The sequence below is a fragment of the Staphylococcus simulans genome (assembly GCF_003043455.1).
In the GTDB taxonomy this organism is placed as follows: domain Bacteria; phylum Bacillota; class Bacilli; order Staphylococcales; family Staphylococcaceae; genus Staphylococcus; species Staphylococcus simulans_A.
Genome location: NZ_PZGG01000032.1, coordinates 1 through 18,797, shown reverse-complemented (window position 1 = coordinate 18,797; position 18,797 = coordinate 1). Strand labels below are relative to the sequence as shown.

Below are 18,797 nucleotides of genomic sequence, written 5' to 3'. Positions count from 1 at the left end.
ACATCCATTAATTTTCTATTAATTTGAGTTTTGACGATGCGCTTCAATCTGAATAAGATAGTAAACAAGGAGGTGACAAAATGCTTAACAAAATCGTTATTGTAGGAAGATTGACGAAACAACCTCAATTGACAGCGAAGGAGGAATCAGACATTGTATACTTTAATGTTGCGACAGAACGTCATTTTAACTATCAAGGCCAGAACAAACAATCTGTAGACTTTATTAATTGTAAGGCTTTTGGCAAAATTGCCCGAAATATTGCCAGCTATACACAAAAAGGGTCGCTTGTAGGTATTACTGGTTATATGCATTCCTACAAATATGAAAAAGATAATCAAACACATTTCGGTATGGAGCTGGTTGTGGAAACAATCAAATTTATCTCGCATCCGAACGACAATTCAAATTGTCAATTCTCATCACACCATGCACAAACGGATTCATTGATGAACGACTATGAAGGAAGCCCGTCCTTCGATGCCATTCATCTCTAACTACCAAGTCATCCATTGACATTTTATGCTTAACTGCATATCTCCCAAAATCAAATTGCAACAACCAGCATGATGTATCCATCTCTATCCTGTTCAAAGTATCATGCTGTCCTCTCGTTAATTAAAAGTAATTCATTATGATGTTAGAATTATCCTTCTTTCTATTATAGGAAGTTTCCTATAATCTATTCCAAACTCTATTTTTAAACTCTATTTAGTCCAACGCATAGCTTTTACTGCAAAAGATGCTTGGATTGCTCCATTTTCAATTTTGTACTTTCAACTTAATCCATAAAAAACTCTTTAAATATACTAATACTCACCAAGACTTTGCATAAATTTCACTTTATGCAGGGTCTTTTTTCAAAAAATCTACGTTTGACAATGAAAAAATCGGGTTTTAACCCCCATATTTTTAAATATCTAAAGGAAAGAAAGAGTAAAATAACCCTCCAATTATCTGAAAGATTACATCAATATTACATAGTTTAAAGGTCGAAATTAAGTTCAAATACGATATTAATAGGGTTTAAAGTGATAGTAAGATATCTAACTATTTTATTTTAATGTAATTTACACGTAAAATTAAGCCTGTTTTTTTTATTTCGTTGTAACCTACACCCTGTTTTCAGATGATATAGTTGTAATTGCAAATTGATGATATTAATCACACGAAAAAACAATTACCTTATAGGAGGATTTTTAGAAATGAAAAAATTATTAGTAGCTTCATCAGCAACAGCAGCATTATTCGCAGTAGGAGTAGGAGCAGAAGCTCACGCATCTGAACAAGGAAATGCAGATCAAGCACAATTAGCAGAAACAGCATTAAACAATCCTGAACAATTAAATGAAAGCCCTGTACAAGAAGGCGCTTATAATATTAACTTTGAATACAATGGTTTAGACTTCAACTTTGAATCAGACGGTCAATATTGGAGCTGGAGCTATGGTCAAGCAGGCGGTAACGCACCAGCAGCTCAAACAACAACTCAACAAGCACCAGCAGCTCAACAAGCTCCAGTAGCTGAGCAAGCAGCACCTCAAGCACAAGCTGCAACAACTCAACAAGCACCAGCACAACAAGCAGCACCTCAAGCTCAACAAGCTGCTCCACAACAATCAGCAAGCACTGGTTCATCAGCTGGTTTAAACGATCACTTACGTGCAATTGCACAACGTGAATCAGGTGGCGACATCCACGCAATCAACCCATCATCAGGTGCAGCAGGTAAATTCCAATTCTTACAATCAACTTGGGATTCAGTAGCACCAGCTGAATGGGTAGGTAAATCACCAGCTTCAGCACCAGAAAGCGTACAAGACGCAGCAGCTGTTAAATTATATGACGGCGGCGCAGGTGCAGGTCACTGGGTTACTGCATAATTCAGTTAACTGATTATAAATAAATAGTTAAAAATCTATCAGGCAGGTTATCTCCAATATAGGAGGTAACCTGCCTTTTGTAATATATATGTAAAGAAAGACACAAGAAATATATATTGTTGTAACCTATGTTATTAGGATAGATGCTATTATAAAGACATCAAATAAATGATTTAATACAAACACCTTATGGGAGGACATATTTTACATGAAGAAATTACTAGTAGCATCGACAGCGGTTACAGCTGCTGCAGCAGTATTAGCAACAGGATTTGGAACTCAAGACGTACAAGCAAAATCATCATCAAAAGCTGAACATGCGAAGAAAGTAAAAGACGCTGAAAAGTATTTAAATGAAAAAGGTGAATACACTGTAGTTAAAGGTGACACTTTAAATAAAATCGCTAAAAAATTCGACGTTAAAGTTAAAGAATTAAAAAAATGGAACAATAAAAAATCAGACTTAATCTTAGTTGATGAAAGTTTAAAAGTAAAAGAACCTAAAAAAGTTGCGACTACACAAACAGCTGCACAATCAGACAGCCACTATGCATACAACACGCAACAAGTATCTTACAACAATTATAACCAAGCACAATCAAATAATGCGCCACAATCATCATATACAGCACCACAACAATCTTATAATGCACCGCAAGCATCATATAGTGCACCATCATACGCATCATATGGTTCAGGTTCAGTAAGATTAGCTAACGGTAATACTGCAGGTGCTACAGGTGCATACGCAGCAGCACAAATGGAAGCTCGTACAGGCGTATCTGCATCAGTATGGGAAAACATTATTGCACGTGAATCAAATGGACAATTACATGCACATAATGCATCAGGTGCACATGGTTTATTCCAAACAATGCCTGGTCATGGTTCAACAGCTTCAGTTCAAGATCAAATCAACTCAGCTGTACACGCTTATAACGTACAAGGCTTAAGTGCTTGGGGTTATTAATCTTAAATAGTTAAAATTCAAGTCGAGACTTCGGTCTCGGCTTTTTTTGTGAAAACAGATTCATTGCAAGTATGAAAGGGCTTTGATATGTTTAATATGTAAATAAATTAAATAAAAACTGCTAGGGGCGCCATTTGGCTGAGATAGGAAACTAGACCCTTTAAACCTGATTTGGTTAAGACCAACGTAGGAAAGTAGATACATAGTATGCATGACGCAAAAATACTGAGACTGCACTCCTAAGTTGGAATGCAGTTTTTTTATTGGAGGAATAAAAGTGACTTTTGCTGAAACACTAGAAAAAGATGCACAACCGATTATTGATCAAATTTATCAAGATAACTTTATTCAAGCTTTATTAAAAGGGAATATTGATAAAGAAGCAATCAGACAATATTTACGTGCAGATGCATCATATCTAAGAGAGTTTGCGAATATCTATGCTTTATTAATCCCTAAAATGCCGAATTTAGAAAGTGTACGATTTCTAGTTGATCAAATACAATTCATAGTGAATGGTGAAGTAGAAGCTCATGAATTTATGGCAGAATATGTAGGCGAGCCCTATCACGAAATTGTACAACAAAAAGTATGGCCGCCAAGCGGTGACCATTATATTAAACATATGTATTACAATGTTTATGCCCATGAAAACGCTGCATATGCGATTGCGGCAATGGCACCATGTCCATATGTCTATGCTGAAGTTGCAAAACGTGCCATGCAAGATAGCACATTAAATCAATCTTCTATTTTGAAACAATGGTTTGAATTCTATCAAACAGAGATGGATGCGTTGATAGATGTCTTAAATCAATTAATGAACGAGTTAACTGAACATATGACAGATGCAGAAAGACAAGAAGTTAGAGAGAACTATCTACAAAGTACAGTACATGAACGAAACTTCTTTAATATGGCTTATACAAAAGAACAATGGGAATTTGGAGGTAAATAATTATGAATAAACCAAAAATTGCTTTAACAATTGCAGGTACAGATCCAACAGGTGGTGCCGGTGTCATGGCTGACTTAAAATCATTTCATGCATGTGGTGTCTATGGCATGGCTGCCATCACAAGTATCGTGGCTCAAAATACGAAAGGTGTTCAACACATTCATAACTTAGAATTATCTTGGTTAGAAGAACAACTAGACAGTGTGTTTGATGATGAATTGCCACAAGCGATTAAAACAGGTATGATTGCGACGAAAGAGATGATGGAATTAATCCGTACGTACTTAGAAAAACATCCAGAAATACCTTATGTCATTGATCCAGTGATGCTCGCAAAAAGTGGAGACTCATTAATGGATGATAAAGGAAAACATGCTTTACAAAGTATCTTATTACCGCTTGCTGATGTAGCCACACCTAACTTACCTGAAGCAGAAGAGATTGTCGGATTCAAATTAGACAATGAAGATGCAATTAAAAAGGCCGGTAAGATATTTATTGAAGAAATCGGCAGTAAAGGTGTAGTGATCAAAGGCGGGCATATCGAAGATGATAATATCGCAAAAGACTATTTATTTACGAAAGATGGCTTAGAAATCTTTGAAAGCGAAAGATATGAAACCAAACACACGCATGGTACAGGTTGTACATTCTCGGCTGTGATTGCGGCTGAACTAGCGAAAGGGAAAACGATTTATGAAGCGGTTAAAAAAGCTAAAGACTTTATCGCTTTAAGTATTAAATATACACCTGAAATTGGACAAGGCAGAGGACCAGTTAACCATTTCGCATATATGAAGAAAGTAGGGTTAGATGATGAGTAAAGGGTTAGAACGAATCAGAACAGAACATCCATTAGTCATTTGTTTTACAAATGATGTCGTGAAAAACTTTACGGCAAACGGACTCTTAAGTTTAGGTGCGAGTCCTGCGATGAGTGAAGCACCTGAAGAAGCAGAAGACTTTTATCCACATGCTGGAGCAGTATTGATTAATATCGGTACACTGACAAATGCTAATGAACAAGCCATGTTAGAAGTCGGTAAAATCGCAAATAAAACGAACACACCACTTGTGTTTGATCCTGTCGCAGTAGGTGCATCAACGTATCGTAAACAATTCTGTAAAACATTTTTACAACAAGTGAAACCGACTGTGATTAAAGGTAATGCTTCAGAAATTTTAACGTTGATTGATGATACTACAACAATGAAAGGTACAGATAGTGCTGAAAGTTTAGATGTTGTATCGATTGCGAAAAAAGCACATGAACAATATCAAACTGCGATTGTGTTAACAGGTGAAACAGACGTTATTGCGCAAAACGATAAGGTAGTTAAATTGAATAATGGTTCACGTTTCTTAACACAAATTACAGGAGCGGGTTGTTTATTAGGTGCTATTGTAGGTGCATTCTTATTTAGAAATGAAAAACCTGAGATTGAAGATTTAATTGAAGCAGTCTCAGTCTATAATATTGCGGCAGAACGTGCGGAACAACTAAGCGAAAGCAAAGGCCCAGGCACATTCTTAGTTCAATTTATCGATGCATTATATAAAATTGATAGTGAAGCAGCAGTAGAAAATCGTAAAGCACAAGAGGTGAATTAAGTGTTTCAACCTAGTGATTTAAAAGTTTACTTTATTTGTGGAACACAAGATATACCTGAACATCGTACGATACATGAAGTGTTGACTGAAGCTTTAGAAGGCGGCATCACGATGTATCAATTTCGCGAAAAAGGACCAACTGCCAAAACAGGCGATGCGAAAAAAGAATTAGCGCAATCTTTGAAGCAATTATGTGAACAATACCAAGTACCTTTTATTGTGAATGACGATGTTGAATTAGCAGAAGCGATAGATGCTGATGGTATTCATGTGGGGCAAGACGATGCGAAAGTCGATACATTTAAAACGCACTTTAAAGATAAAATTATTGGTTTAAGTGTCGGCAATGAAACAGAATTAGCGCAATCTGATTTAACGGATGTTGATTATATCGGAGTAGGACCAATATTTAAGACAGGATCTAAAGACGATGCCAGTGAACCTGTGGGTACACAAATGATTGAAACATTATATGAGAAAACAAATGGTATGCCGATTGTCGCAATTGGAGGAATTGCCTTAAATAATGTCGCACCAATTGCGCAAACGCATGCACAAGGTGTATCGGTCATTTCAGCAATTGCCCAGAGTTCGAATGTTGAAGAAACCGTTCGCAATTTCTTACAACTTTTTAAATAATGCCCATAATTCTATGTTTTTGTTTTCTACACCTCATAGAATGTGATAAAATTATTTTTATGTGAATAATACCAATAGAGGTGGAAAAATGAATAAAAAAGCATTATTGCCTTTGCTTCTTGGGGTTATGGTTTTTCTTGCAGGATGTGATTATTCTAAACCTGAAAACAGAACAGGTTTTTTCTATAATACATTTGTGAAAAACATGGATAACATCATCCATTGGCTAGGCTCTAGTTTTAATAACGATTATGGATTAGCGATTATTGTCTTAGTTTTAGCAATCCGTATTGTCGTTCTGCCATTCATGCTTTCTAACTATAAGAACAGTCATTTAATGCGCGAAAAAATGGTGATTGCAAAACCAGATATGGACGCAGTGAAAGAGAAAGTAAAACGTGCACGTACACAAGAAGAGAAAATGGCAGCGAACCAAGAAATGATGGAAGTTTATAAAAAATACGATATGAATCCAATGCAAAGTATGCTTGGATGTTTACCAATGTTAATCCAAATGCCGGTTATCATGGGCTTATTCTTCGTATTAAAATACCCATCACCGGGTGGTATTGTCGAACATCCTGATTTCTTATGGTTCAACTTAGCAAAACCGGATATCTGGATTACGATTATTGCCGGTGTGTTATACTTCCTACAAGCTTACGTATCAACATTCAGTATGCCGCCTGAACAAAAACAAATGAGTTACATGATGATGATCATTTCACCAATTATGATTATCTGGGTATCATTAAGTTCAGCCTCAGCATTAGGTTTATACTGGTCAGTCAGTGCCGCATTCTTGATTGTTCAAACATATGTTGCGAACCAATATTACTCTAAGAAAGCGAAAGAAGAAGTCGCTCCGATGATTAGAGAATATGAAAAGAAACACGGTAAAGACGGTAAACAAAAAGGCGCGCAAGTCTTAGGTAAGAAAAACAGAAAGAAAAAATAATACATCATTGAAATGTTAAAATCAGTTGCAACTAAAATTGCAGCTGATTTTTTTCTTTAGGATTTGCACAATAGGGAATAGTAATAGTAACTAAAAGTGTTATTTTAAAATTGGAGGGGAATACCAATGGAAATTAAATCAGTTACAACTGCTGACATTTTAGAGTTGCAGAAAATCAGCTATAGAACTTTCGATGACACGTTTAGAGAAATGAACAGCCCAGAAAATATTAAAGATTATTTAGATACAGCATTTACACAAGACAAATTACGCAGAGAGTTAGAAGATCCGCATTCCAATTTCTATTTCTTGTATGATAACGATAAAATTGTCGGATATTTAAAACTGAATGAAGGGGATTCACAAACAGAATCAGTTTCTTCTGACTGTACTGAAATAGAGCGTCTATATATTTTAAAAAATTATCATGGCTATGGCTATGGTAAAAAGTTATTGAACTTCGCTGTGAAAACAGCGGTCGAAGATAATAAAAAATGTGTATGGTTAGGTGTATGGGAGAAAAATGAACAAGCATTAGGCTTCTACAAACATTTAGGATTCAAAAAAATCTCAGAACATGATTTCATGATGGGGAATGATAGACAAACAGATTATATCCTAGCGTATAACATTGAATAAAAAGAAGCGGTTGAGAATTTTTATTTTTCTCAACCGCTTTTAATTTTATGATTTGTTATTCTGTAAATTGCCATTCGTTAAAAAATTGTGCGACGAAAAATTCCATAAAACGATGACGTTCTTGAGCAATTTCTGAAGCTGTTTCAGTATGCATTAAATCTTTCAATTTAAATAATTTATCATAGAAATGTTTAATTGCTGAAGGATCATAACCATCAAGCTCGTTATCAGAACTGATATCCTCTGGAATAGGACCTTGCCACATCGGTTCATCAAAGTGACCCGCAAATTGGAAAGTACGCGCGATACCAATTGCTCCGATGGCATCTAAACGATCTGCATCTCTGACAATATAACCTTCTTTAGATAATGGGATTTCTTGATTCACATTATGTCGAAAGCTGATGTTTTTAATAATATGCATAATTTTTTCTTGATCATTTTCACTTACTTCAATACGATTTAAAAACTCAACCAGTTGATTTTCAGCAGCAGTTTCATCTGTTAATTTAGTATCAATCGTATCATGTAGTAGTGCAGCCATCTGTATAATAAAAGGATTACCATAGCCTTCTTGTTCAGAAATAAAGAGTGCCATTTTAACCACACGCATAACATGATTAATGTCATGACCTGTGTGGTCTGATTGATGGAAGTCTTTCATATATTGTTCAGCTGATTTTATTTGTTTGTATTGATTCATGACTCTGTATGCTCCTTATCATTTACAATATCGGTGAAATTAAATTGGCAATGGCTTCTTTGAATTTTACCCATAAACTGCGTTGGTTGTAACGCTCTTGTGTTAACTCTGAAGATAATTCTAAATCTCGATTGAATTGATCACGTAATTGTGCAGCGATTTGGCGGTCATAAATAAACGCATTGATTTCAAAGTTCAATGTAAAACTGCGATGATCCATATTCGCTGTACCGACACTTGCGACTTCATCGTCAATAATCATCATTTTAGAATGTAAGAATCCATTGTCGTAATGATACACTTTGACACCTGATGCAAGCAGTGAAGCAACATTTTTCAATGTCGCAAAGTAGACAAAAGGATGGTCTGGTTTATTTGGTATCATAATCGATACATCTACGCCTCCTAATGCTGCAATGGAGACAGCATCCATAAAGGCTTGGTCTGGAATGAAGTAGGGGGATTGAATCTGAATTGATTTTTTCGCTGAAGTAATCATTTTTAAATAACCATATTTGATTTGTTCCCAATCTTCATCTGGTCCACTTGAGGCTATTTGGATACCGATAGAACTTCCTGTGTCAATGTCTGGGAAGTAACGATCAGAATACGTAATATTATCACGCTTAGCTTGTGAGTTCCAATCTAAAATAAAGCGTAATTGTAAAGCATTGACAGCATCTCCGACAATACGCAGATGCGTATCTCGCCAGTAACCAAAACGTTTTGATAAGCCTAAGTACTCTTTACCAACATTGAAACCGCCGACATAACCGATATAACCATCAATCACTACAATTTTACGGTGATTTCGGTTATTCAATCTAAAATTGATAAGCGGTAATTTAGAAGGGAAGAAAGATTCCACTTGTCCGCCTTTACGTCTGAACTCGTCAAAGTCTTTTAAAGTCAGACCTCTTGAACCCATATCATCGTACAACATTTTAACTTCTAAGCCTTCTTCAAGTTTTTTCTCTAAAGCAGCCAAGATACGTTTTCCGAGTTTATCATTTCTGAAAATGTAGTATTCGATATGGATGTAATCTGTTGCGTTTTCAATATCTTTAATCAATGCATCAAACTTATCATGACCGTCTGTAAAAACAGTCATTTCATTATCAGTGGTTAAGAAAGCTGAGTTATTATACAACAGCATTTGAACCATTGATTTATGTTTGACGATTTCATGATTCCCTTTAGAGAACTCTTTTGTCTGTAGTGCTTTTAATTGTTCATTGACAATTGCTTCTAACCCAATACGGTCTTCTTCATCTAAAGAAAAGATATGATCTCTTTGGATTTGACGACCAAGTAATAAGTAAAGTATGAACCCGATAACAGGTAAGAATACAAGTACTAATAACCAAGCCCAAATCGATCCTGCAGATCTCCTTTCCATAAATACAATTACGAAACCGAATACGAGGTTTAATATGAATAAGCCGATTAAAATAATATTGATGATTAAATTGGCTTGAAAAGGTATAAATTCTAAATTATACATAAGTAACCTCCGTGTTGTTCACCAGCATTTATGTATGTTTATGCTCTGGCTGATGTTGAACTTATTGTAACACAAGCACACCTTTCACGATATATTTGACATATACCTATATAGGGTATATTCTAGAGGTAGAAACCTAAGAGGACGGAGGTTCAATCATGACGCAAAATGAACGCGCACATCATTCAGAACAAATTAAATCTAACCTAAAAGCACGACTGAATCGTATAGAAGGACAAGTCAGAGCGATTAATCGCATGATAGACGAAGATGTTTATTGTGATGATGTATTAACACAAATCAGAGCTACACGTTCAGCATTGAATAGTGTTGCTGTGAAATTGCTGGACCATCATATGAAAGGCTGTATTTTGCATAAAGCTGAAGATGGACAAGCAGAAGCAGCAATGGAAGAATTATTAGTTACCGTCCAAAAATTAATTAAAGATTAATAAAGGAGTCAGTCATGCAAACAAGTGTGATTCAAATAGGCGGAATGGAAACTGAAGAACAACAACATATCTTGCAAGAACATTTGCAAGAAATGATTGGGGTATCAGAAGTGCAAGTAGATCTTAAATCACAAGAAGTGAAAGTCAGTTATCAGACACCTATCAGTTTAAATAATTTAGAAAAAGAAATTTATGATCAAGGTTATCAAATTTTAAATTAAAAATCAGGAGTGTTGAGATATGGAAAAACAATTAAAAGTAGAAGGTATGAGTTGCAGTCATTGTAAAAAAGCAGTAGAAGATGCTGTTGGAAAAGTAAACGGTGTTGACCAAGTAACTGCTGACCCAGACAACGATACAGTAGATGTAACATTCAATGGCGAAGATAAAGTATTATCTGAAGTTGAATCAGCAATCTATGATGCAGGTTACGATGTTGTAAAATAAGTATAATAATTAAAGGCTCAAGTTATAGAAATCGTTGAGCCTTCTTTTTTAAATAGAAATATACCTATATAGGGTATAGGAGTGGGTGAAGTATGGAAAAAGCAGAGTTCAAAATTTCAGGCATGACTTGTGCTGCTTGCTCATCTCGAATTGAGCGTGTTCTGAGTCGTACTGAGGGCATTGATCAAGCCAACGTGAACTTAGTTACTGAAAAAGCATCTGTGGAATTTGATCACGATCATGTAGATATGGATGAGATTTTTGAAAAAGTAAAACAGCTTGGCTATGAACCGATTGCGCTTGAAACTGCAGATGAAGCAAAAGCACGTAAAAATAAAGAGTTAAATCGTCAAAAAATGAAATTTATTATTTCAGCGATATTGTCATTGCCTTTGTTATATACCATGGTAGGGCATTTCAGTTTCTTAAGTTTCTTACCATTACCTCATATAATGACAGAGCCATGGTTCCAATTTATTTTAGCAACACCTGTCCAATTTATTCTAGGTTGGCAATTCTATAAAGGTGCTTATGGCGCATTGCGAAATAAAAGTGCCAATATGGATGTCTTGGTCGCACTAGGTACCTCCGCAGCGTACTTCTATAGTATTTATATGTGGATAATCCATGCGGGTGAGAAACATATTCCATTGTACTTTGAAACGAGTGCGGTTTTAATTACATTAATCTTATTAGGTAAATACTTTGAAGCAAAAGCGAAAGGGCACGCGAGTGATGCGATTAATAAATTGTTATCACTTCAAGTTAAAGAAGCGCGTGTAGAACGAAATGGAGAAGCGGTGTCTTTACCTGTCGATCAAGTACAAAAAGGCGATATCTTACTAATTAAAAGCGGTGAGTATGTGCCTTTAGACGGTGAAATTATCGAAGGTGATACGAGTCTAGATGAATCAATGTTGACAGGAGAAAGTATTCCAGTAGATAAAACGACGGGTGATGAAGTTATCGGTGCAACATTAAATCATGGTAACTTTATTAAAGTGAAAGTGACACATACTGGTGATGATTTAGTATTAAATCAAATCATTAAAATCGTTGAAGAAGCACAAGGTGAAAAGCCAAACATTCAACGTCTTGCTGATAAAATTTCTGGTATCTTTGTGCCCACAGTACTTGGTATTGCGCTTGTGGTATTTATTATCTGGTTCAGTTTTATTACACCCTTTAACTTCCAATCTAGCTTAGAAGTCTTTATCGCAGTCATTGTTATTGCTTGTCCATGTGCATTAGGGCTTGCGACACCGACTTCAATTATGGCTGGATCAGGTCGTTCAGCAGAACTAGGTGTTCTATTTAAATCATCTGAAGCACTAGAACAAACACAAAAAGTAGATACGATTGTTTTTGATAAAACAGGTACGTTAACAGAAGGACAACCTTCAGTATATAAAGTAATTGACAATACGGATAATCAACAATTTGGAACGCTTGTAAAAAGTTTAGAAGTGCAATCTGAACATCCATTGTCCCAAGCAATTACTGACTATTATCACGATGCACAAAACTTGATAGTAGAACAGTATCAAACACACCCAGGTAACGGCATCAGCGGTTATATTAATGGACAGTTTGTTCAAATTGGTTCACAAAGCTTTATTCAACCTGATTTAAACAATTGGGACAGTCAACTTGAAGAAGAAATCAAATCCTTACAACAACAAGGTTCAACAGTTGTATTAGCTTCGATTGACAATCAATTTGCAGGACTAATTGCGTTAAGAGATGAACCGAAAACAAGTGCGAAAGCATTAATTGAACGCTTAAGACCGGATTATGACATTGTGATGTTAAGTGGTGACAGCCAAGGTACGGCAGAAGCGATTGCTGGAGAATTAGGAATTAACCGTGTTATTGCTGGTGTGAAACCTGACCATAAAGCTGAAGAAATTACGAAACTGCAAGATGAAGGTAAAAACGTTATGATGGTCGGTGATGGTATCAACGATGCACCAGCATTAGCTAAAAGTAATATCGGCTTGGCTATGGGTACAGGTTCAGATATCGCAATCGAAGCAGGCGACATTATGATTGTTGGTGGAGATATTGAAAAAGTAGAAGCTGCGTTAGATATGAGTCAACGTACGATGAAGAATATTAAACAAAACTTATTCTTCGCATTCTGTTACAATGCGATCGGCATTCCGATTGCCGCATTCGGTTTACTTGCTCCATGGGTAGCTGGCGCTGCCATGGCATTCAGTTCAGTCTCAGTCGTACTCAATGCATTAAGACTACAAAAAGTTAAACCACAAAAGAAAATATAAAAATAATGTAGTAAAATGAAAATTTTTAGGGTAGAATAAAAGTAACTATTCTATAGTAATACGAAGATGGGGTGAACACGAATGAATAATAATACAGATAAACTACGTAATGTCGTTCAATTGTTATCTTCGCTCGGTGTCAATATTAAGAAAACGAAATCCAGATTAGAGATTATGCATACGTTACCGAATACTTCAGTAGCGACACCAAAATTAAAGTAATAAAAAACAGGTTATCGATTCGGACATTGAAAGCAATGTTCAACCGATAACCTGTTTTTTTAGTTTGTATAAGATTTAGAACGTAAGAAGTCTGGTTGATATGGAACAGGTTGGTGATAGTAGATAGATAAAATCACGCCGACACCTGTCATTAAACTCCATAAGGAGCTACCGCCATAACTGATAAATGGAAGCGGAATACCTGTAATAGGTAATAATTGAACTGTCATACCCATGTTTTGAACTGCATGGAATAACACCAGTGTCATAAATCCGATAATATAAATCTTGTTGTAAATAATTGTGTTTTTGTTCGCAAGACGTACTAGATGGAACATCAATACAATGAATAAGATGATTAATAATACTGCACCAATAAATCCGAATTCCTCACCAACAACAGAGAAGATAAAGTCGGTATGGTTTTCTGGAATATAGACTTCACCATGGTTCAGACCTTTACCTAGTAATTGACCAGAACCGATTGCTTTGAGCGATTCCGTTAAATGATAGCCGTCACCTGAACTATATGAGTAAGGATCTAACCACGAAGCGATACGACCTAATTGATATGTTTTAATACCAAAACCATTTTCAATCAATGATGGTTTGAAAATGATAGATAAAATGAAGAACGCTCCGACTGATAGAATGGTTAAGAAAATCGGCGCTAAGATTTTCCAAGAAATACCGCTGACGATTAAAACCCCTGTTAAGATTGCAAGACAGACTAATGTTGTTCCTAAGTCATTCTGTAAGAAGATTAAAGCCATCGGAATACCTGTAACGACCAGTAATTTAAAGAATAACTTAAAATCAGTTTCTAGTGATTTATTAAATGTATATTTATTGTGGCGAGAAACAATCTTCGCAAGCATTAAAATCAATACAATCTTCATAAACTCAGAAGGTTGGATGCTGATAGGTCCGAAACTGTACCAACTTTTTGCACCATTGATGATCGGTGTTATCGCAGTTTCCGGCGTTACTAATAAGACAATTAATAGTACGCATAGTATGCCGTATAACGTATAGGTATATTTCATAATACGTTTCGGTGAAATAACCATAATTGCGAAGGCGATGATAAAGCCGAGTATGTAATAAATGATTTGTTTAATACTGAAGTTTGCGCTATATTGACCGCCGCCCATGGCAGATTTGATAAAGATGACACTGATGATAGCGAATATTACCAAAATGCCGATTAAAACCCAGTCAATACGCCGTATCCATGATTTATTAGGTTGTTGACGTGAAGCTTTCATAAATAGTCTCCTTTAATGCATGTTTTACATCAGTTGAATTGATGTTGACAGGTTGCTCTCCGATGGATGTGTTTTATGTGTAGTTATCCATATGAAAAACTATAGCATATTTAAACTTTCATCTGTAGCTATTTCCTATTATATACCGTTTAACACAATTATGACTTTAATTTCTCAGGTTTGACATGCAATAAATTAGGAAATCGTGATAAAATAAAGTTTAACAATGCGTTTGGAGGAAAGAACATGGCTAAAGAAAATATATGTATCATTTATGGTGGAAAGAGCGCGGAACATGATGTTTCTATTTTAACTGCGCAGAATGTCTTAAATGCTATTGATAAAGATAAATACCAAGTAGATATTATCTATATTACAAATGATGGTGCTTGGAAAAAGAAAGATAATATTGTCGATAGTGTGGAAGACACAGAAACCTTGCGCCTAGAAGATGTAAAAGAAGGTGAAATTTCCAGCTTGCTTACAAATAGCAGTTCTGGACAGCCATATTCAGCAGTATTCCCATTATTACACGGACCGAATGGTGAAGATGGAACAATTCAAGGACTATTTGAAGTGTTGGATTTACCGTATGTCGGCAATGGTGTGTTAGCAGCTTCTAGTACAATGGATAAACTTGTTATGAAACAATTATTTGCACATAGAGGTTTACCTCAATTACCATATGTCAGCTTCTTAAGAAGTGAGTACGATAAATACCAAAGCAATATTTTAAAATTAGTACATGACAAATTGGAATATCCAGTCTTTGTAAAACCGGCAAACTTAGGTTCAAGTGTTGGAATCAGTAAATGTAACAACGAAGAAGAGTTAAAAGCAGGGATTGAAGAAGCTTTCCAATTCGATAGAAAACTTGTGATCGAACAAGGTGTCGTTGCGAGAGAAGTTGAAGTTGCGGTATTAGGTAATGATTACCCAGAAACAACTGAACCAGGGGAAGTAATTAAAGATGTTGCATTCTATGACTACAAGTCTAAATACTTAGATGGTAATATCCGTTTATCTATCCCAGCTGAATTAGATAACGAAGTACGTACAACACTTCGCAATATGGCAATTGAAGCCTTTAAAGCAACAGATTGTGCAGGCTTATTACGTGCAGATTTCTTTGTGACAGAAGATAATCAAATTTACATCAATGAAACGAACGCGATGCCAGGATTCACTAAATTCAGTATGTATCCAAGTCTATGGGAGAACATGGGCTTATCTTACTCTGAATTAATCACAAAATTAATTGAGTTGGCGAAAGAAAAACATGTTGAAAAACAAAAGAACAAATACAAAATTGATTAAGGTCGTGTACTTACATGATAGAAGTAGCATTAAAACAAATTAAAGCGTGGATTCCTTGTGAAATTGACGAAAAATATTTAGATCATACAATTAAAGGTGTTTCAATCGACTCAAGAAAAATTGATGAAGGTAATTTGTTTATTCCGTTTAAAGGAGAAAATACAGATGGTCACCGATTTGTGCAACAAGCATTAAAAGACGGTGCTGGCGCTGTCTTTTATCAAAAGGATGTCAAACCAGAAGAACCTGTAGAAGGTCCTGTCATCTGGGTCGATGATACTTTATTAGCATTACAAGAACTCGCAAAAGCATATTTGCAGCACGTTCAACCTAAAGTGATTGCTGTGACCGGCTCTAATGGTAAGACAACAACGAAAGATATGATTGAAAGTGTCTTAAAACCAAATTTCAAAGTGAAGAAAACGCAAGGTAATTATAATAACGAAATCGGTATGCCATTAACAATTTTAGAATTAGACGAGGATACTGAAATTTCCATTTTAGAAATGGGAATGTCTGGTTTCCATCAAATCGAATTATTATCTGAAATTGCACAACCTGATATCGCAGTGATTACCAATATCGGTGAATCACATATGCAGGATTTAGGTTCTAGAGAAGGCATTGCTCGAGCTAAATTTGAGATTGTGGCGGGGTTAAAATCAGAAGGCGTACTTCTTTACGATGGTGATGAACCATTACTTGTACCGCATGTTCATACATTAGAAAACAATCAAGCAATCAGTATCGGTATAGGCAAAGAGAACGAAGTGATATGTCATGTTGAACAACATGATGCTTTAGGTATTGCGTTCAGTATCAATAATAATGAACATTATCAAATTCCTATTTTAGGGATTCATAATATGCGTAATGCAGCGATTGCGATTACAGTCGGTAAATTATCGGGCCTTGATTATGAAACAATCAAAGCGAATATTACACAAGTCCAATTGACACAAATGCGTATGGAATTACATCATTCTAAACAAGATGTAGCAGTGATTAACGATGCATATAATGCGAGTCCGACAAGTATGAAAGCAGCGATTGATACACTATCAGCAATGGATGGACGTAAAGTTCTGATTTTAGCGGATGTATTAGAATTAGGAGAAAATAGCGCTGCGATGCATGCATCAGTAGGTGAATATTTAGAAGATAAAGGTATCGACTATTTATTGACTTATGGCGAAGAAGCTGCACATATTCATGAAGCAGGTAAAACATTTGTAGAGACTGCAAAACATTTTGATGATAAATCACAATTAATCGAATATACGTTAGCACATGTTCAAACAAAAGATAATGTGTTGATTAAAGGTTCAAGAGGAATGGCTTTAGAAGAAGTCGCTCAAGCTCTTTTAGAACAAAATTAATCAGAAGTCAGCGAGATGATGAAATTTCTTAATGCGAGAAATCCTATCATCTTACTGACTTTTTTACATTCTAGTGAAAATTGCATGATTGCTATAATGGGCTTAAGGTGGTACTATATAGAAGTTGATGAAAAATTAAAGACAAGGTGGGGGCGGGTGCTCATTAGTTCTGTATCCATACAGAATAATTGTTAAAGTATTAACCGCTCATTTTTTATCATTTTTAGATGAAAATGAAACTGATAGATGATGTATATCTACTGAAATAAAGAGAGCACAAATTCATCAAAGTCGTCTCGACCATATATAAAGGAGAATTATTTTGCAAAAATTTAAAGACTTAGGTGTTTCAGAACAAACTGCTGAAACGCTTGCTAATATGGGCTTCGAAGAACCGACTCCTATACAAAATGATAGTATTCCGTTTGCATTGCACGGATTAGATATTTTAGGACAAGCGCAAACAGGTACAGGTAAAACAGGAGCGTTTGGGATTCCGTTAATTGAAAAAGTTGTCGGAAAAGAAGGCGTACAAGCACTGATTTTAGCACCTACACGTGAACTTGCAATGCAAGTTGCGGAACAATTACGTGCATTCAGTCGCGGCCAACGCGTACAAGTCGTAACAGTTTTCGGTGGTATGCCGATCGGACGCCAAATTAAAGCGTTGAAAAAAGGACCACAAATTGTTGTAGGTACACCAGGACGTGTCATTGACCACTTGAACCGTCGTACACTAAAAACAAATGATATCCACACATTAATTATTGATGAAGCGGATGAAATGATGAACATGGGCTTCATCGACGATATGAGATTCATTATGGACCATATTCCATCAGAAAATCGTCAAACAATGTTGTTCTCAGCAACTATGCCTAAAGCCATCCAAGCTTTAGTACAACAATTCATGAAAGACCCTAAAATCGTTAAAACAATGAATAACGAAATGTCAGATCCGCAAATTGATGAATACTACACAATCGTTAAAGAATTAGAGAAATTCGAAACATTTACCAACTTCTTAGATGTCCACCAACCAGAATTAGCAATTGTCTTCGGTCGTACAAAACGTCGTGTAGACGAATTAACAAGTGCATTAATTTCAAAAGGCTACAAAGCTGAAGGTTTGCATGGTGATATTACACAAGCAAAACGTTTGGAAGTCTTGAAGAAATTTAAAAATGACCAAATCGATATTTTAGTTGCGACAGACGTTGCAGCACGTGGTTTAGATATTTCAGGTGTCAGCCATGTATACAACTTTGATATTCCTCAAGATACTGAAAGCTATACACACCGTATCGGACGTACAGGCCGTGCTGGTAAAAAAGGTATCGCAGTTACATTCGTAAACCCAATTGAAATGGATTATATCCGTCAAATCGAAGATACAAATAATCGACGCATGAAAGCGTTAAGACCGCCGCATCGTAAAGAAGTATTACGTGCTCGTGAAAATGATATTAAAGAAAAAGTAGAAAAATGGATGGCTCAAGAGCATTCAGAACGCCTGCAAAATATCTCATCTCAATTATTAAATGAGTATGATGATGTAGAAT

General features: G+C 35.8%; 20 protein-coding genes and 1 riboswitch. Of the genes, 17 read left to right on the top strand and 3 right to left on the bottom strand.

The genetic code is table 11. From position 1 onward, the window contains the following. The first annotated feature begins 80 nt into the window (after positions 1–80). The 9 genes from BU038_RS07105 (at position 81) to BU038_RS07065 (ending at position 7,658) form a co-directional block, all read left to right on the top strand. The gene (locus BU038_RS07105) at positions 81–497 is read left to right on the top strand and encodes a single-stranded DNA-binding protein (protein WP_107605445.1); all 417 of its coding nucleotides are present in this window, start codon (positions 81–83) and stop codon (positions 495–497) included. A gap of 708 nt (positions 498–1,205) precedes the next feature. After that, on the top strand, positions 1,206–1,883 hold the full coding sequence (locus BU038_RS07100; RefSeq protein WP_107605444.1) for a transglycosylase family protein: 678 nt from the start codon (positions 1,206–1,208) through the stop codon (positions 1,881–1,883). A 208-nt stretch (positions 1,884–2,091) separates the two neighbouring features. Next, positions 2,092–2,853: a LysM peptidoglycan-binding domain-containing protein gene (locus BU038_RS12785; RefSeq protein ID WP_107605443.1), complete on the top strand. Its 762-nt coding sequence runs from the start codon at positions 2,092–2,094 to the stop codon at positions 2,851–2,853. A 113-nt stretch (positions 2,854–2,966) separates the two neighbouring features. Further along, positions 2,967–3,063: riboswitch (TPP riboswitch) on the top strand. Positions 3,064–3,130: 67 nt separating this feature from the next. Continuing rightward, the gene (gene tenA, locus BU038_RS07090) at positions 3,131–3,811 is read left to right on the top strand and encodes a thiaminase II (protein ID WP_107605442.1); all 681 of its coding nucleotides are present in this window, start codon (positions 3,131–3,133) and stop codon (positions 3,809–3,811) included. A 2-nt stretch (positions 3,812–3,813) separates the two neighbouring features. Continuing rightward, positions 3,814–4,635 (top strand): bifunctional hydroxymethylpyrimidine kinase/phosphomethylpyrimidine kinase, encoded by an 822-nt coding sequence (gene thiD / locus BU038_RS07085; RefSeq protein WP_002481772.1) that lies wholly within the window; start codon positions 3,814–3,816, stop codon positions 4,633–4,635. Continuing rightward, complete coding sequence (gene thiM, locus BU038_RS07080; protein WP_107605441.1) at positions 4,628–5,422, top strand: hydroxyethylthiazole kinase; 795 nt, start codon at positions 4,628–4,630, stop codon at positions 5,420–5,422. Before thiD ends, thiM begins: the two co-directional genes overlap by 8 nt. Then, on the top strand, positions 5,423–6,061 hold the full coding sequence (gene thiE, locus BU038_RS07075; protein ID WP_107605440.1) for a thiamine phosphate synthase: 639 nt from the start codon (positions 5,423–5,425) through the stop codon (positions 6,059–6,061). It abuts the gene before it with no gap. 88 nt (positions 6,062–6,149) lie between these two features. Then, a complete protein-coding gene (gene yidC / locus BU038_RS07070) occupies positions 6,150–7,019 on the top strand; it encodes a membrane protein insertase YidC (RefSeq protein WP_107605439.1) in 870 nt (289 codons plus the stop codon). A 126-nt stretch (positions 7,020–7,145) separates the two neighbouring features. Continuing rightward, on the top strand, positions 7,146–7,658 hold the full coding sequence (locus tag BU038_RS07065) for a GNAT family N-acetyltransferase (protein ID WP_107605438.1): 513 nt from the start codon (positions 7,146–7,148) through the stop codon (positions 7,656–7,658). Positions 7,659–7,713: 55 nt separating this feature from the next. Here BU038_RS07065 and BU038_RS07060 read toward each other — a convergent pair whose 3' ends face one another. Beyond that, positions 7,714–8,361, bottom strand: a complete 648-nt coding sequence (locus BU038_RS07060) for an HD domain-containing protein (protein ID WP_107605437.1) — start codon at positions 8,359–8,361, stop codon at positions 7,714–7,716. A gap of 22 nt (positions 8,362–8,383) precedes the next feature. Continuing rightward, complete coding sequence (gene cls, locus BU038_RS07055; RefSeq protein ID WP_107605436.1) at positions 8,384–9,865, bottom strand: cardiolipin synthase; 1,482 nt, start codon at positions 9,863–9,865, stop codon at positions 8,384–8,386. 158 nt (positions 9,866–10,023) lie between these two features. Here cls and csoR point away from each other — a divergent pair, with 158 nt between their 5' ends. The 5 genes from csoR to BU038_RS12475 all read left to right on the top strand — a co-directional run bounded on the left by csoR (position 10,024) and on the right by BU038_RS12475 (position 13,271). After that, positions 10,024–10,317: a copper-sensing transcriptional repressor CsoR gene (gene csoR, locus BU038_RS07050; RefSeq protein WP_107605435.1), complete on the top strand. Its 294-nt coding sequence runs from the start codon at positions 10,024–10,026 to the stop codon at positions 10,315–10,317. A 14-nt stretch (positions 10,318–10,331) separates the two neighbouring features. Then, complete coding sequence (csoZ, locus tag BU038_RS07045) at positions 10,332–10,538, top strand: putative copper chaperone CsoZ (protein WP_107605434.1); 207 nt, start codon at positions 10,332–10,334, stop codon at positions 10,536–10,538. Between the two features lie 19 nt (positions 10,539–10,557). Beyond that, complete coding sequence (locus BU038_RS07040; protein ID WP_107605433.1) at positions 10,558–10,764, top strand: copper ion binding protein; 207 nt, start codon at positions 10,558–10,560, stop codon at positions 10,762–10,764. A gap of 92 nt (positions 10,765–10,856) precedes the next feature. Then, positions 10,857–13,049, top strand: coding sequence for a heavy metal translocating P-type ATPase (locus tag BU038_RS07035; protein ID WP_107605432.1), 2,193 nt, complete (start codon positions 10,857–10,859; stop codon positions 13,047–13,049). A gap of 81 nt (positions 13,050–13,130) precedes the next feature. After that, positions 13,131–13,271: an Lmo0850 family protein gene (locus BU038_RS12475; RefSeq protein WP_023016106.1), complete on the top strand. Its 141-nt coding sequence runs from the start codon at positions 13,131–13,133 to the stop codon at positions 13,269–13,271. A gap of 59 nt (positions 13,272–13,330) precedes the next feature. On the opposite strand, the gene BU038_RS07030 is transcribed toward BU038_RS12475, so the two are convergent. Continuing rightward, positions 13,331–14,539 carry an FtsW/RodA/SpoVE family cell cycle protein gene (locus tag BU038_RS07030; protein ID WP_107605431.1) on the bottom strand — a complete coding sequence of 403 codons (1,209 nt, stop codon included), beginning with the start codon at positions 14,537–14,539 and terminating at the stop codon, positions 13,331–13,333. A gap of 246 nt (positions 14,540–14,785) precedes the next feature. Between BU038_RS07030 and BU038_RS07025 the strand changes: the two genes are divergently transcribed. The 3 genes from BU038_RS07025 to cshA all read left to right on the top strand — a co-directional run. Continuing rightward, positions 14,786–15,856 carry a D-alanine--D-alanine ligase gene (locus BU038_RS07025; protein ID WP_107605430.1) on the top strand — a complete coding sequence of 357 codons (1,071 nt, stop codon included), beginning with the start codon at positions 14,786–14,788 and terminating at the stop codon, positions 15,854–15,856. A 14-nt stretch (positions 15,857–15,870) separates the two neighbouring features. Beyond that, positions 15,871–17,235 (top strand): UDP-N-acetylmuramoyl-tripeptide--D-alanyl-D-alanine ligase, encoded by a 1,365-nt coding sequence (locus BU038_RS07020; RefSeq protein WP_107605429.1) that lies wholly within the window; start codon positions 15,871–15,873, stop codon positions 17,233–17,235. Positions 17,236–17,557: 322 nt separating this feature from the next. After that, positions 17,558–18,797: degradosome RNA helicase CshA (cshA, locus tag BU038_RS07015; RefSeq protein ID WP_107605428.1), on the top strand; the 1,240-nt coding region annotated here is incomplete at its 3' end.